The 14,582-nt window shown below is 61.9% G+C and carries 16 protein-coding genes; 6 read left to right on the forward strand and 10 right to left on the reverse strand.

Annotated elements, in window-relative coordinates; genetic code table 11:
• Positions 1 to 363 precede the first annotated feature (363 nt).
• The 4 genes from X738_RS85155 to X738_RS69940 all read left to right on the forward strand — a co-directional run bounded on the left by X738_RS85155 (position 364) and on the right by X738_RS69940 (position 3,358).
• On the forward strand, positions 364 to 588 hold the full coding sequence (locus tag X738_RS85155) for a hypothetical protein (protein WP_128245053.1): 225 nt from the start codon (positions 364 to 366) through the stop codon (positions 586 to 588).
• Positions 589 to 1,228: 640 nt separating this feature from the next.
• Positions 1,229 to 1,462 carry a hypothetical protein gene (locus X738_RS69930; RefSeq protein ID WP_023801823.1) on the forward strand — a complete coding sequence of 78 codons (234 nt, stop codon included), beginning with the start codon at positions 1,229 to 1,231 and terminating at the stop codon, positions 1,460 to 1,462.
• 116 nt (positions 1,463 to 1,578) lie between these two features.
• Entirely contained in the window at positions 1,579 to 1,788 is a 210-nt protein-coding gene (locus tag X738_RS69935; protein ID WP_023801824.1) for a hypothetical protein, read from the forward strand.
• 280 nt (positions 1,789 to 2,068) lie between these two features.
• Positions 2,069 to 3,358 (forward strand): hypothetical protein, encoded by a 1,290-nt coding sequence (locus X738_RS69940; protein WP_245277769.1) that lies wholly within the window; start codon positions 2,069 to 2,071, stop codon positions 3,356 to 3,358.
• Here X738_RS69940 and X738_RS69945 read toward each other — a convergent pair.
• The 6 genes from X738_RS69945 to X738_RS69970 form a co-directional block, all read right to left on the reverse strand.
• Positions 3,339 to 3,899, reverse strand: coding sequence for a hypothetical protein (locus X738_RS69945; protein ID WP_128169546.1), 561 nt, complete (start codon positions 3,897 to 3,899; stop codon positions 3,339 to 3,341). The genes X738_RS69940 and X738_RS69945 overlap by 20 nt on opposite strands.
• Positions 3,875 to 4,468 (reverse strand): hypothetical protein, encoded by a 594-nt coding sequence (locus X738_RS69950; protein ID WP_051407908.1) that lies wholly within the window; start codon positions 4,466 to 4,468, stop codon positions 3,875 to 3,877. The genes X738_RS69945 and X738_RS69950 overlap by 25 nt, the downstream gene beginning before the upstream one ends.
• On the reverse strand, positions 4,465 to 4,998 hold the full coding sequence (locus tag X738_RS69955) for a hypothetical protein (protein ID WP_051407909.1): 534 nt from the start codon (positions 4,996 to 4,998) through the stop codon (positions 4,465 to 4,467). The genes X738_RS69950 and X738_RS69955 overlap by 4 nt, the downstream gene beginning before the upstream one ends.
• Before the next feature lie 282 nt (positions 4,999 to 5,280).
• Positions 5,281 to 5,637 carry a VOC family protein gene (locus tag X738_RS69960; RefSeq protein ID WP_023801829.1) on the reverse strand — a complete coding sequence of 119 codons (357 nt, stop codon included), beginning with the start codon at positions 5,635 to 5,637 and terminating at the stop codon, positions 5,281 to 5,283.
• Positions 5,638 to 5,666: 29 nt separating this feature from the next.
• Positions 5,667 to 6,065, reverse strand: coding sequence for a hypothetical protein (locus X738_RS69965; protein WP_023801830.1), 399 nt, complete (start codon positions 6,063 to 6,065; stop codon positions 5,667 to 5,669).
• A 68-nt stretch (positions 6,066 to 6,133) separates the two neighbouring features.
• Entirely contained in the window at positions 6,134 to 6,928 is a 795-nt protein-coding gene (locus X738_RS69970) for a helix-turn-helix domain-containing protein (protein WP_031255983.1), read from the reverse strand.
• 316 nt (positions 6,929 to 7,244) lie between these two features.
• Between X738_RS69970 and X738_RS69975 the strand changes: the two genes are divergently transcribed.
• Both X738_RS69975 and rimO read left to right on the forward strand, forming a co-directional pair.
• Positions 7,245 to 7,931, forward strand: a complete 687-nt coding sequence (locus X738_RS69975) for a TerC family protein (RefSeq protein WP_023801832.1) — start codon at positions 7,245 to 7,247, stop codon at positions 7,929 to 7,931.
• Positions 7,932 to 8,124: 193 nt separating this feature from the next.
• Positions 8,125 to 9,438: a 30S ribosomal protein S12 methylthiotransferase RimO gene (gene rimO, locus X738_RS69980; RefSeq protein WP_023801833.1), complete on the forward strand. Its 1,314-nt coding sequence runs from the start codon at positions 8,125 to 8,127 to the stop codon at positions 9,436 to 9,438.
• 188 nt (positions 9,439 to 9,626) lie between these two features.
• Here the strand turns inward: rimO and X738_RS69985 are convergent, their stop codons facing one another.
• The 4 genes from X738_RS69985 to X738_RS70000 are packed head-to-tail and all read right to left on the reverse strand — an operon-like array spanning position 9,627 to position 14,353.
• Positions 9,627 to 10,694, reverse strand: coding sequence for a BMP family ABC transporter substrate-binding protein (locus X738_RS69985; RefSeq protein ID WP_023801834.1), 1,068 nt, complete (start codon positions 10,692 to 10,694; stop codon positions 9,627 to 9,629).
• A 52-nt stretch (positions 10,695 to 10,746) separates the two neighbouring features.
• On the reverse strand, positions 10,747 to 11,667 hold the full coding sequence (locus tag X738_RS69990) for an ABC transporter permease (RefSeq protein WP_031255985.1): 921 nt from the start codon (positions 11,665 to 11,667) through the stop codon (positions 10,747 to 10,749).
• Positions 11,667 to 12,779 carry an ABC transporter permease gene (locus X738_RS69995; protein WP_031255988.1) on the reverse strand — a complete coding sequence of 371 codons (1,113 nt, stop codon included), beginning with the start codon at positions 12,777 to 12,779 and terminating at the stop codon, positions 11,667 to 11,669. Before X738_RS69995 ends, X738_RS69990 begins: the two co-directional genes overlap by 1 nt.
• Positions 12,776 to 14,353, reverse strand: coding sequence for an ABC transporter ATP-binding protein (locus X738_RS70000; RefSeq protein WP_023801837.1), 1,578 nt, complete (start codon positions 14,351 to 14,353; stop codon positions 12,776 to 12,778). Before X738_RS70000 ends, X738_RS69995 begins: the two co-directional genes overlap by 4 nt.
• Between the last annotated feature and the right edge of the window lie 229 nt (positions 14,354 to 14,582).

Genomic DNA, 14,582 nt, shown 5'->3' on the forward strand with positions numbered 1-14,582 from the left:
GCCACTCGAACTTGCCCAATGGAAGGCGCGGACTTCCAGGATTAGAACCAACAAGCACACCAGAGGCATCATCTTTGGCGAGTTGCTGCATCATTGAGCACTTGCCAATGAAGAATGCAAAAAAGCCCCGCCGCTCCATTTGCGAAGCGGCGGGGCCCCCCACTCGCCCCCCATCAATGCCCATGCAATTGCGGTGCCAGACATGTTGACCCATTGCGGCGCACCTTTGATGCCACGACGGCCTGTCGCAGTTGCGAAGGCTGTATCGAGCCGATCGATGGAGTATCGACTTTTGTCGCAAAAGCTTTCCCGCCGGAACGCTTGCTCGTCTGGATGGTTGGTTGGGATGCAGGAGATGCAGACGTGGCCAAGAAGCTGTCAATCGCGCAAACGTTGCGACGAACCTCCGACCAACTGAAGAGGATCCGCAAACATGTCGCCAATGGCGGTCATGTGGACCAGATGCAAGAGGTCGACGCCCTGGTGGGCCTCGCCAAAGAAGTGGCCGACCGGCAGCTGGCCGGGTTTGAAAGCCCGGCAGATGAAAACGATGGCTCTGTGCAAGACGATGACGATGCAAAGGACTGAGCGTTGTCGACCGGCTCGTGACATTCCGCGATAACGGAATTACTTGATTTGCCAAAATCGGTACTATCCAACGGCGGCGGACCCCCAATCCGCCTGGCCGGCGCCGTCGAGCGTTCTTACCCCACGCCCCCCAAGCGGCGCCGGCCGCTCGGTTGCGCACCCTCGTGTCCGGCCCCGAGGGCATGCTTTTGGGCAACATGCGTTGGACCAGGAGACGCGCGGGTTTGACGGGTTTTTTCTGCAACTTGCGGCGATCTGTACACGCGCCACGCAATCGGCAGATTCCTATCGCTCTCGGCGGCCTTTAATACCCGATCTGCGATATCGCAGCGGATAATGGGATCGTCTGTTAGATGATCCATTGAATTCTGTGGATTCTGTTTGAAAAACATCTCCGCCCCCGCGCTTGGCGCTGAGAATGCTCAACGGATACCGCTTTGAACAGTCGTCAAATGACGACCACAGACGGATTTATACGCCATCCCACGACGCACGTTGGCGTAATTGCGTGGAGGCGAGACGCGGATCCTGCCGGTGGTCGGTGCAACAGAAGCTTGCAGCCGGGAACAACCACTCGACGGTTCGCGTTTGTGCAAAGGCCCGCTTCTTTTGCACGGGCAGCGAGCCTCGAAGGTTCGCAATGCCGCACCGGCGTTTCAATCGCACCCGCCTCAGCCCTCACGATCTGGCTATTTGTGAACGCGTGTACGATCAGGTTTGCGCAGATGAACACATTGACCCTTTGAGCCGGGATGCCGAAGCCTTGGCGGTGATGATTGTCGCAATCTTCCGAAACATTACGACCAGTGAGCGCGAACTGCTGGAGGAGGTCAGGTCGCTTCGTCGTTCAAAGGGCGCAGAACAGGCGCGCTAGCTTGGCGGCTTTCCTGACGAATCTTTCCGTCCCGCTTTGGCACAGCCGGATTGGCATCGTAATTGCTTTTTGAGTCTCGCCAGAGTGTAGCCACAGCGCTTGCGAAGGAGATGGAAATGGGTTTGGCCGAAGACCTGTCTGATGTTGCCCTCACATTCGCTTGTCCGGATTGCTCGCATCCGGCGGTAAGGAAGGGCTCTGCGCTGAAAACGATCGCCCACTTCAGATGCGACGGGTGCAACGCCAAGGTGCGGATCACTTATCCGCAGAAACTGGCGATCTTCGAAAAGCACAAGCTATTGACTGCGCACGGGGCATGGCAATAACTCAACGCAGTTAAGAGCCAGGTTCGATTTCCACGTGTTCCAAAGGGTTTTGGCGAATTGATGAATTGATTTGGACGATGACGGGGATCCCCGATCGCCCGGAAACAACTTGGCCGAGCATGGCTGCGTCATGAACGGATTTGACGGACGCCAAATCCCATGATTGAACCGCAGCTGCCATCGCCTGCAAGGCGGATGAGGTGAACTTGCGATACCTCCGATCGTATTCAACCCCAGGTGGTTTGAATTTGATCGCAACGGTCTGAAGGCGGACCGTTTGGTGAAACAAAATCCAGGATCGGACTACGAAACCGACGCGATGACCACGGCAATTGAGGACATATATCGGCCGCTTGCCTTAACCGCGAGATTGCTTGTCCAGTGCTGGCCGCAGCTATTGCTTGTCGGCTGCCTGGGTATGATCGCTCGTGGTCTGCTGCTTCAGGGCGCCGTGACGATCGGCCTCCAATTCCCGCTGGGCGGAATGGTCATGCTGTCGCTGGTGGTCCTCGCCAAGCTGACGGTGCTGGTCGTGATGTTCGTGGTGCTCCGGCCGCACATGCCGGCGGTGGCGGCACTGAGGCAAAAAGCCAAAAAGGCAGTGGACGAAACAAAGCGCGAGCCGGTCCTGGCGATTACCGCCGCTGCGATCCTGCCGTTCTTCGCCTATTATGCCGCCTGGGGTTTTCTTGGCGATACGGTTCGCGAATATTCGCGCATGGCGCTCGCCCAGGCCGATTTCGGCAAGAGCGTCGACATCTTCGCCATTCTTCAGTCAAGCGGCGTGGTCCTGTCGATCGTCATATGCTGGCTGGTGCGTTTTGCCGCCAAGCGACTGAACGCGCGCGCGTCCCACCCTTACTGGCGGCTGCTGATCGTGGCGACGGACGCAACCTGGGTCTTCATCGGCCTCTACGCGCTCGGCGTATGGAAGGACCAGTTCATCCGCTGGCTTGGCGCAGGCGCCGCGCTGCAACAGCTCAGCCTCGATTTGCTTGCGCCGGTAAGTCAGGCGGTCGCAGCCGGCCAGTTCGTTCCCGTGGAATTCCGGCCGCTTCCCTTCGGCGAGCAGCTTCAGAATCTATTCTTTTTCGCGTTGCTGCCGATTGTCTGGCTGGTGATGGCGGCGATCATCAACGGCTATGAGCTTTCCGCGCCGGCCGCTCCCGGTCCTGCGCCATCCCGAGCGAGCTCCTGGCAGAAGTGGCTGAAGGATTTCGCGTCTCACTTCGTTGGCGGTTACCGCAGCCGCTATTCGCCGGTCTGGACTTGCGTCAAGCTGACGCTCAGTGCCGGCCTGGCCACGCTTGTCACCTTCGTCATCGCCTATCAGGCCATCTCGTGGGCCGGCGCCTGGACATGGTATGGCCTGACCAGGCTGATCGGAGCGCACGATCTCGGGACCTGGCAGATCTTCGCCGATGCCATCAGCCTGTTCATCGGCAGCCCTAGCGACCTCGACGGAGGAATCCTGCTCGATCCGGTCCGGGTCGCGCTGCTTGCAGCCGTGCTCGAGACCGCGGTCGCCATGGCTGGCGAAGCGAATGGCGTCAGGTCCGCGGTTCGCTGACGCTGAGATAACTCGGCAGCCCCGAGTAGAGGGCGATCGACAGCCTGAGGCCGCTCGCCGCAGGTGGGATCGAAAAACTGGCAGCCATCCGTGCCGGTTTGCCGGGCTCCGTCGCGGCGAATGCCATGCCGCCGCACAGGGACCGTTGCTCGGCCTCCGGATATTGCTTCCTGACCACCGGATCGGCAAACAGGGTTGGCCGCCATTCGCGACCGCTGCCATCGGAAAGCCGCACCTCGCATGGAACCGAGCCGAGCGCTTTCGGGTCAGCAGCGAGAGCTTCGAATTCGGCAAGCACGACGGCGCTGCCCGCGCTGCCTGCCAGTCTGGTGAAGCGTGTCACGGTCCAGCTGGCGCCGGCATAATCGACCGGCTGTCCCAAGCTCGCAGATAGCGGCTGGCGCAGATGTTGGGAGCGCCAGTCCTTGATGCTTCCCCACGTCTGCACGGCCAGCGCGGCAGGCAGTGCGACCACCAGCGCCATCATGCTCAGCCAGTAGCCTCGCCGCGTTGACGTCACCTTTGCGGGAGAACTGTCCATGGCGGCCTTTCTTCGTTGCGGCGGATGGTGATCGCCGGCTCGATGTCTTTGCCCGAAATGTTCGTGGCGATGCGGATCTCGTCGTCGAGCGGCAGCAATTTTGTGGGTGCGACCACGACGGTGCCGTCGGCGACGGCATCCTCCGGCACTTCGAACACCAGAAGGACCCGGCGTGGCAGCCCGGGCTGGTAGACATCGCCCGGCATCATTTCGATCGTCGCCCACAAGCGGTCGGTCAGGACATAACGGATGCCGCTGCGGCTCAGCCACTCGCCCGATGTGAGTCCCAGGGTCTCGAATTTCGCCTCGGCCTCGCCTTCGACCACAACCCATACGCCGGAACTCGTGTAGGTCTTTGACTTGCCGAAGGTCTCGACGTTGAGAACACGCGCCACCCTGGCGCTGTCAAGCGAAAGCGCGAAGGCGCGGGCCTCCACACGCTTGTTCATCCCGCCCGAAGCGACTATCGGCGATGTAATGTCGCTGTACAGCGGGCGCGTGTGCTGCATGCCGTAGAGCACGGCGGCAGCCAACAGCAGCGCCAGCACCGAACGCAGCATGCGCATCATGGCGCCTTCTCCACCGGCAGGTCGACCGTCGCAACCGGATCACGGTCGAACCACCCGCTTGCGCCGTAGACATTGTCACGCAGCTTGTAGATCTGGCCGGTGACGGTGATCGTCACCTTGTCGGGCACGGGCACACCGGCCGGCCACTCCCAGGCCATGGTCAGGCGTTCCGGCATGTTGGGATTGAAATATCCCGCCAGATACTTGTCACGATCGAGATAACCCGTTGGCATCGGCAGCTTTTGCGCCGGCGCGCTGAGCGTGACGACGCGATGGAGCACGTTGTTGGGGGTGGCGGAACGGTTCACCACATCCATGTCCACCATCACAAGCTGCACGGGCCGCGATGGGGGAACGCCTGTCGGCGGCACGGTTCCGACACGTGCCGTTCGCAAGGTCACAAACCAGCGACCGGCATCGATTTGCTGGCCTGCCTGCACAACCGGCACCTTTGGCGGATGGGCAGCTTCGTAGAGCGTCATTGAAAACGAGATTGCCGATGCGGCCAGCCCGCCCAGGCCTGCAATCAAAAAAGCATACAGCCTTTGCCGTATTGTCGTTCGTGTCGGTTCCGTCATGCGCCGTGCGGTATGCGATGGTCCTCAGGCCAGCCTTATACGATGCGAGATCAATTTGTTACAACAGCAGCGGCAGGCATCTCCAAGGGGTTCAGCGCGGGGACACCTGCCGCGCAATCGGTGGCTCGCCCGGTGTTATCTCCACTCCTGGCGCCAAGAGCCGCATTAAGTCCCGATGGCCCGCGCAAACCATGTGAAGAGGCACCGGACTCGGCTCGGCGCCCCTCACCTTCTTCACTTGTCCGACCACACGGCCAGCTCGTAGCCGTCCGGATCGGAGAAATGGAAGCGGCGGCCGCCCGGGAAGGAATAGGCGGGCTTGACGATCTTTCCGCCGGCCTCCTCGACATGGCGCTGGGTCTCGTCGAGCTTGTCGGCATAAAGGATCACCAGCGGTCCGCCTGCCGCCTTGCCCTGGCCACCCAGAGCGAAGCCGCCGGTCAGGCGGCCGTCGTTGAACTCGCAATAGCTCGGCCCGTAGTCCTTGAAGGACCAGCCGAACGCCTTTCCATAGAAGTCGCGCGAGCGCGCGATGTCGCCGACGGAAAACTCGACATAATCGATGCGCTTGTCGTTGCTGGATTTGGCCATGATCTTCTCCTTTCGCGGTTTTTGGATGCTCAGCGCTCGAGCATTGCCTTCAGGCTGTTGAGGTCGCGCTGCACGGCCTCGGCGTCGGCAGCGAATATCTCCTCCGTCATGTCCGGCGTCCTCAACAGCACGAACATGACCTCCGCGCCGGTCCCGTTAGGAACCACGCGCACCGCATTGCGGGTTTCCTTGTCATCGGCAAAGACGATGTGATCGAGGACGCCGTATTCGTTCGGCCGGGAGAAGCGGATGCGGATGGGCCGGCCGTCGGGGTCCTCCGCGGTCCATTCCTCGCCCGATCTTTCGAAGCGCCTGCCGAGGCCTGCCGCCCAGCGCTGGAAATTCTCAGGGATGGAGGCGAAGTCATAGACTTCGCGCCAGTCCCGGTCGATGGACACGGTGATGATGCGGGATTTGTAGATCGTCATATCTGCCTCCTTTCAACGAAGGCAGACTAGGCCGCGTTGGCGGTGGCGTATTGAACGAAACGGCCAGCTCAGGCGCCGAGCTGCCGCAGAACCGTCGCCGGCGAGAAGCCCGACAGGCGCCGCACCTCGCGCGTCAGATGCGCCTGGTCGGAATAGCCCGCCTCGAACGCCAGACCGGCCAGGCGCGGCTCGGTGGACTGCCGCGCCAGGTTCAGGAACCGCTGGAAGCGGAGGATGCGGTCGAGCGTCTTCGGGCCATAGCCGAAAGCCTCCTGGCAGCGGCGGCGAAGCGTTCGCGGGCTGACGTCGAGCCGGTCGAGGATCACCGCCATGCCCGGACCGGCGGATTCGGTTTTCAGCGCGTTGAAGGCAAATCCCATGTCCGCAGGCGGCGGCTCGACATCCGGCGCAAGCCTGCAGAGTGCCGCTTGCATCGCCCGCATCCGCTCTATCGTCGAGGACGCCTCGCCAATTTTTTCGGCGATTTCGCGCGCAAGCGCTCCCCAGAAGTGGCTGAGCGCCACCCGGCCGCCGACGATTTCCGACATCGGCAGGCCGAGCCATCGGCTTGCCGCACCCGGTCGGAAGCGGGCGCCGATCACCGTAGAGCCAGGTGTCAGAGTAGAGAGGGCAACGGCCACGTTGGGGCCCGCCACGACCAGATCGCCGTCGATCCAGGTGATGTCGACGCAGCCGTCGGGGACCACGGCCGACAGGCTCGCCGCGTCCGGGCGCAATGTATTGGACCAGGCACACTGGAAATGCCCTTCGAGTGCGGCCGCAGGATCGAACTCGCGGTACTCCCCGATTGCCCCGGAAAGGATTGGTGCCCCGGAAGGGACGGGTGTGTTGTCGGACGTCACGAGCCTCTCCTGTGAGGAACTTTAGGCATCGTACCCTTCGGTCCCCGAAATCTATTGCGCTGGCGGCGGGCTTCAACCCTGTCCTCTGTGCTCCAACCCTCGTTTGGGGCCTGCACTGTGAGCGGGCGTCTGCGGTGCAATGCGTCTTGACGACCGGGGCGCCGTTCGATTGGCAGCTTTCACCGGCTGCTGGAGATGGCGCCCGCGATAGGCAGTTTGCCGTCTATATCGCCATGGAGCCTTGACGCACGGGAACCATACACGTTAGGGCGTCCGGGCACGAACGATTGGCGACCAAGCAAGGAAATTCCAGCTGATGGAAATTTTTACCGCCGCCGGCCTCGCGGCCCTGCTCCAGGTCATTGCCATCGACCTTGTGCTTGCCGGCGACAATGCCATCGTCATCGGCCTTGCTGCGGCGGGCCTGCCGTCGGATCAGCGCAAGAAGGCGATTCTCGTCGGCATTGCGGCGGCCACCGTGCTTCGCATCTTCTTCGCTCTGATCACCCAGTGGCTTCTCACCATCGGCCCCATTCTCCTCATAGCCGGCGGCCTGCTGCTGCTTTGGGTGTGCTGGAAGATGTGGCGCGAGTTGCGTGTCAGCTACGAGCAGGAACATGACGCGACGGAAGCGTTGTCGAATGTCGATTATGACAAAAGCGGGACGATTGGCGGCAAGGGGCCGCGCAAGACCTTCGCTCAGGCAGCCTGGCAGATCGTCATTGCCGACGTTTCGATGTCTCTCGACAACGTCCTTGCAGTCGCCGGCGCGGCGATGGACCATCCGACGGTCCTGATCATCGGCTTGGCGCTGTCGATTGCGCTGATGGGCTTCGCCGCTTCGTTTGTCGCTCGCCTCCTGCATAAGTACCGCTGGATCGCCTATATCGGCCTGGTGATCATTTTCTATGTCGCCGTGAAGATGCTTCTGGATGGTGCTGTGCAGCAGTGGCCCGAACAGTTTGCGTTCCTGGCGCCCTGGTTCGGGCCGGGCGGTCATTGAAACCTGAGCAGTGCCGGTCTTAGCAGTGCAGGCCCGCCCGAGGCGCCAAGCCATTCCTCGGTTTGCCTGATTGCGGAACTATGCTATTGCGCCGTGCGAATTGAGCTTCTGCGAAAGTTCAAAAGATCAACATGCATCGAGACTTCCGGGCCGGGCCTAAGGGTTTCCGGCCCGCGTCCATTGGAAACCGCAAATGTCTGCCCCTCGCGTCAGTTTCGTCAGCCTTGGATGCCCCAAAGCCCTCGTGGACTCGGAGCGCATCATCACGCGCCTGCGCGCCGAGGGCTATGAGATCGCGCGCAAGCATGACGGCGCCGATCTGGTCGTCGTCAACACCTGCGGCTTTCTCGATTCGGCTCGCGATGAATCGCTCAATGCCATCGGCTCCGCCCTTTCGGAGAACGGCAGGGTCATCGTCACCGGCTGTCTCGGCGCCGAACCGGACGTCATCCGCGAAAAACATCCCAACGTTCTCGCCATCACCGGTCCGCAGGCCTACGAGAGCGTGATGGCTGCGGTGCATGAGGCCGCGCCCCCGAGCCACGATCCCTATGTCGACCTTTTGCCGCCGCAAGGCGTCAAGCTCACGCCGCGCCACTATGCCTATCTCAAGATTTCGGAGGGCTGCAACAACCGCTGCACGTTCTGCATCATCCCGGCGTTGCGCGGCGATCTCGTTTCGCGGCCGGCGGCCGACGTGCTGCGCGAGGCCGAGAAACTGGCCAAGGCCGGCGTCAAGGAAATCCTGGTGATCTCGCAGGACACCAGCGCCTACGGCATCGACATCAAATACCAGACCAGCATGTTCGGCGATCGCGAAGTGCGGGCCAAATTCCTCGATCTGTCGGAGGAACTCGGCAAGCTCGGCGTCTGGGTACGCATGCACTACGTCTATCCCTACCCGCATGTCGCCGATGTCATCCCGCTGATGGCCGAAGGAACGATCCTTCCCTACCTCGACATTCCTTTCCAGCACGCCTCGCCGCGAGTGCTGAAGAACATGCGTCGGCCCGCCCATGGCGAAAAGACGCTCGACCGCATTCGCGGCTGGCGCGAAATCTGTCCGGATCTGGCGATCCGCTCCACCTTCATCGTCGGCTTCCCCGGCGAGACGGACGACGATTTCGAGATGCTGCTCGACTGGCTGGACGAAGCCAGGATCGACCGCGCCGGCTGCTTCAAATACGAGCCGGTCAGGGGCGCCCGCTCCAACGACCTCGGCCTCGAACAGGTACCGCAGGAGATCAAGGAGGCGCGCTGGCACCGTTTCATGCAGCGCCAGCAGAAGATCTCGGCAACGCAACTCGCCAGGAAGGTCGGCAAGCGTCTGCCAGTGCTGATCGACGAGGCGCATGGCACCTCGGCGAAGGGCCGCACCAGATACGACGCACCCGAAATCGACGGCTCGGTGCATATCCAGTCGCGGCGTCCGTTGCGCGCCGGCGATGTCGTCACCGTCAAGATCGACCGTGCCGACGCCTACGATCTTTACGGCTCAGCGGTCTGACCGCATCTCGCCCTACGGCGCCGCGTCCTTTCGGGCGGCAAAGGACGCCGCATAACATAACACCTGATTTTGCGCATGACCCTTCCCGAAATCGATCCCTATTTCGGGCTCTTGCTAAACGAAAGGACACCGCGCGGCGCCCTTCCTGTCAAGATTTTGGCCTGTCAAGATTTTGGCCCATCTTGCGCTTACTGCGGCAGCTTGTCGTCGACGCCCTTGACGTAGAAGTTCATGCCGAGCAGCGTCGGATCGTCGGCGACTTCGCCTTCCTTCAGCCACGGCGTGCCGTCCTGCTTGGCGATCGGGCCGGTGAACGGGTTCCATCCTTCGACGATCTTCTTCTCGGTGGCTTCCGCCATCGCCTTCACGTCGTCGGGCATGTTGGTGTAAGGGGCCATTTTAACGGCGCCGTCCTTGATGCCCAGCCAGACATTGCCGGGTTTCCATGTGCCGTCGAGCGCGGCCTTCACCCGGCCGATATAGTACGGGCCCCAATCGTCGACGATCGAGGTCAACTGCGCCTTGGGGGCGAACTTGATCATGTCCGAAGACTGGCCGAAGCCCTGCAGTCCGCGCTCTTCGGCGACTTGCAGGGCAGCGGTCGAGTCGGTGTGCTGGACGATGATGTCGGCGCCCTGGTCGAACAGAGCCTTGGCGGCATCGGCTTCCTTGCCCGGATCGAACCATGAATTGATCCAGACGATCTTCGCCTTGAAATCCGGCTTGATCGACTGGGCGCCGAGCATGAAGGAATTGATACCCATCACCACTTCGGGAATCGGGAACGAAACGATGTAGCCGGCGACGCCCGACTTCGATTGCTTGGCGGCGATCTGGCCGAGGATGTAGCGGCCTTCGTAGAAGCGTGCGTTGTAGATGCCGAGATTTTCTGATGTCTTGTAGCCGGTCGCGTGTTCGAACATCACGTCGGGGAATTTCTTGGCGACCTTCACTTCGGGGTCCATGAAGCCGAAGGACGTACCGAAAATGATCTTGCATCCTTCGCGCGCCAGGCGCTCGAAGGCACGATCGGCATCGGGACCCTCGGAGACGTTCTCCAGATAAGCGGTCTCGACCTTGTCGCCGAGTGCCTTCTCCACGTCCAGGCGGCCCTGGTCATGCTGGTACGAATAGCCGAAATCACCGATCGGGCCGGTATAGACCCAACAGGCTTTCAGCTTTTCCTGCGCTTCGGCGGTCGCCGCCAGCGACAATGCCGCCGCCGCGGTCATCAGCGCAATAAGCAGTTTTTTCATCGTGTTACCTCTCTGAGTTAAGCCTTGGAGCTTCCCGTTTGTCTTTTTATCGTCAGCGATCCGGAACGAATGGCTGCCCCAAGGAAGCCGGTGTGTTCATCATCGTCAAACGCTTGTTGCGCGAGATTAGAACGAGAACCACGATGGTTGCCAGATAGGGCAACGAAGAAAGCAGTTGCGAGGGAACCGGAATGCCGAAAGCCTGTGCATGAAGCTGGCCGATCCAGACCGCGCCGAAGATATAGGCGCCCGCCAGCACCCGCCATGGCCGCCATGATGCGAACACGACCAGCGCCAGCGCAATCCAGCCGCGCCCGGCGGTCATGTTCTCCACCCATTGCGGCGTATAGACCAGCGACAGGTGGCCCCCGGCAAGGCCCGCACAGGCGCCGCCGAAGATCACTGCCAGATAGCGGTAGCGGATGACCTTGATGCCAAGTGCATGGGCCGATGTGTGGCTGTCGCCGATCGAGCGCAGCGTCAGTCCGGTGCGGGTCTTGAACAGGAACCACATGACGGCGGCGGTCAATGCAATCGAGATGTAGAAGATCGGGTCCTGGCCGAACAGCAACCTGCCGACGACGGGCATCGCTGTCAGGCCGGGAATGTCGAGGTTTGGCAGCCTCGCGCCGGGCTGGCCGACAAAGCTGGTGCCCATCATGCCGGAAAGCCCCAGGCCGAGCAGTGTCAGCGACAGGCCGGTCGCAACCTGGTTGGTGGCCAGCGACAAGGTCATGACGGCGAACAGCAGTGAAAACACCGCACCCAGGGCGATCGCCGCCAACAACCCGATCCATGGCGATCCGGTGAGATAGCCGGCGCCGAAACCGCCGACCGCCCCCATGATCATCATGCCTTCGACGCCGAGATTGAGCACGCCGGAACGTTCGACCACCAGCTCGCCGATCGCCGCGATCAGCAAAGGCGTCGCCGCAGTTGCGATGGTCAAAAGAATGTTGACGGTGATGTCCATCAGCGGGCCTCCTCCAGCTTCGGCGCGGCTTCAAGCGTCGGCGCAGCCAGGCCGATCAGACGAATGCGGTAGTGAATGAGCGTGTCGCAGCCGAGCACGAAGAACAGGAGCATGCCCTGGAACACGCGCGCCACCTTGTCGGAGATGCCGAGCGCGCTTTGCACCGCCTCGCCGCCAAGATAGGTCAGCGCCAGCACCAGGCCCGCCGCGACAATGCCTAATGGATTGAGCCGGCCGAGGAACGCAACGATGATGGCGGCAAAGCCGTAGCCGGGCGAAATCACCGGCTGCAGCTGGCCGATGGCGCCGGAGACTTCCGAGATGCCGGCAAGTCCGGCCAGTGCCCCCGACAGCATGAAGGCGAAGAACACCATCCGGTGGATGCCGAAGCCGGCGAAGCGCCCTGCCCTGGGGCTTGAGCCGAGCACGCGGACCTCAAAGCCTTTCAGCATGCGGCTCATCAGGATCCAGACCAGCACCGCCGCGACCAGCGCGAACACGAAACCCCAATTGGCGCGGCCGGAGGCCGGCATCAGTTCCGGCAATATCGCCGAGTCGTTGAACTGTATCGTCTGCGGGAAATTGAAACCCTTCGGATCGCGCCACGGCCCGCGCACCAGCCAGTCGAGGAACAGCTGCGCGACATAGACCAGCATCAGGCTGGTCAGGATCTCGTTGGTGTTGAAGCGCGCCTTGAGCAGGGCGGGAATGGCGGCGTAGGCGGCACCGCCGACCATGCCGAACAGCAGCATCAGCGGCAGCACCAGAGGCCCTTCAAACTGTGGAAACAGCACCGGAACGCTCGAGCCGACGATGCCGCCCAGGATGAACTGGCCTTCCGCGCCGATGTTCCAGATGTTGGCTCTGTAGCAAACCGACAGGCCTACCCCGATCAGGATGAGCGGTGCCGCCTTGATCGCCAGCTCATGCAGCTGCCAGACCTGACTGACAGGCTCGAGGAAGTAGATCTGGAACGCCTTCAAGGGATTGACGCCAAGCAGCGCGAACAGGATGGCGCCGGCAATGATCGTCAGCACGAATGCAATGAAGGGCGACAGCGCCGAGAACAGCATCGAGCGCTGCGGCCGTTTGACGAGTTCGAGGCGCATCATGACGTCTCCAGAGCGTGTTCGGCGTGGCCCGGCTCGGCCCCGCCCATCAGCAGTCCGATCTTTTCGAACGTCGCCTCGGCGATCGGCAAAGGCTTCGACAACTCGCCATTGTGCATCACCGCGATCGCGTCGGATATCTCGAACAATTCGTCGAGATCCTGGCTGATGACCAGCACTGCCGAGCCGCTGCGCGCCAATTCGATAAGCGTCTGCCTGATATGGGCGGCCGCACCGGCGTCGACGCCCCAGGTCGGCTGATTGACGACCATGACGCTTGGCCTGCGGTCGAGTTCGCGGCCGACGATGAATTTCTGCAGGTTGCCGCCTGAAAGCGCTGCCGCCTCCGGGTCCGCAGCGCTCTTGCGCACATCCATCGCCTTGATGATGCGTTGGGCAGCTGCATAGATCGCATCGCTTTTGACCATTCCGCCGGCGCCGACAAAAACCTTGCCGTCGGTGGCATGGCGCGACAGCAGCAGGTTTTCCGAAAGCTTCATGCGCGGTGCTGCACCGTGGCCGAGCCGCTCTTCCGGCACGAAGGCAGCGCCCATCAGCCGTCTGCCGGTGATGCTGAGGTGGCCGGCGTCCTTGCCGCGGATACGCACCGAGGCGGCATCCTGCTGCGGCACCTCACCGGAAACGGATTCGAAGAACTCGCCCTGGCCGTTGCCGGCGACGCCTGCAATGCCGATCACTTCGCCGGCGCGTACGGCCAGGTTGATGTCTCTGAGCGGGATCGAGAACGGCGTTGCGGGCTTGCGGCTGAGCGCGCGGATTTCAAGCAGCGGCTGCGCAGTCTCGATACCCTGGGCCGGCGCGCGCACCACGGCCTGCACGTCGTTGCCGACCATCATGCGCGCCAGCGATGCCGCGGTTTCCTTGCGCGGATTGCAATGGCCAACGACCTTGCCGTGGCGCAGCACGGTAGCGCGGTCGCAGATACGCTTGACCTCTTCCAGCCGGTGCGAAATGTACAGGATGGACTTTCCTTCCGAGCGCAGCCGTTCGAGCGTCTCGAACAGCTTGTCGGCTTCCTGCGGCGTCAGCACCGAGGTCGGCTCGTCGAGGATGATGAGCTGCGGCGTCTGCAGCAGACAGCGGATGATCTCGATACGCTGGCGCTCACCGACCGAGAGGTCGCCGACCAGCGATTGCGGATCGAGCGGCAGGCCGTAGCTATAGGAAAGCGCCCTCGCCTTCGCGGCGATCGTGCTGATCGGCGAACCGTCGTCCAGCGACAGCGCGATGTTCTCGGCCGCCGTCAGTGCCTCGAACAGCGAAAAATGCTGGAACACCATGCCGATGCCAAGCTTCTTCGCAAAGCCGGGATTGGTGATCGTGACCGCCTGGCCGTTCCAGAAAATCTCGCCCGAATTGGGCTCCAGCGTTCCGAACAGCATTTTGACGAGCGTCGACTTGCCGGCGCCGTTCTCGCCGAGCAACGCATGGATTTCGCCTTTTGCGACGATGAGATCGATATGGTCGCACGCTGTCAGTGTGCCGAACGTCTTGGTAAGGCCACGAACCTCAAGCAGGTTGGCGTCGTCCTGATTTGCACTCACAGTGCCTCCCATCTGGTTTGCCAGATATGTTCTGTGTTCCCGCAGGCATGGTATGCGTGGCCTGCTGTCGTCGCAAAGCGGCACCCGTCTTGAAAGAGCTTCAAGAATTTCAGCGGAAACCTAACGCATCGGCCCGAAAATCGAAATCGATTTTCGGAAAGCACGATGCGCAGATTCAAAATGTCAGAGCGTGCTTTTGTGCGTCCAAGTGGACGCAGGTCGCTCCAAGCGATGGCAAGGC

This window comes from Mesorhizobium sp. L48C026A00 (assembly GCF_000502375.1).
Lineage (GTDB): Bacteria > Pseudomonadota > Alphaproteobacteria > Rhizobiales > Rhizobiaceae > Mesorhizobium > Mesorhizobium muleiense.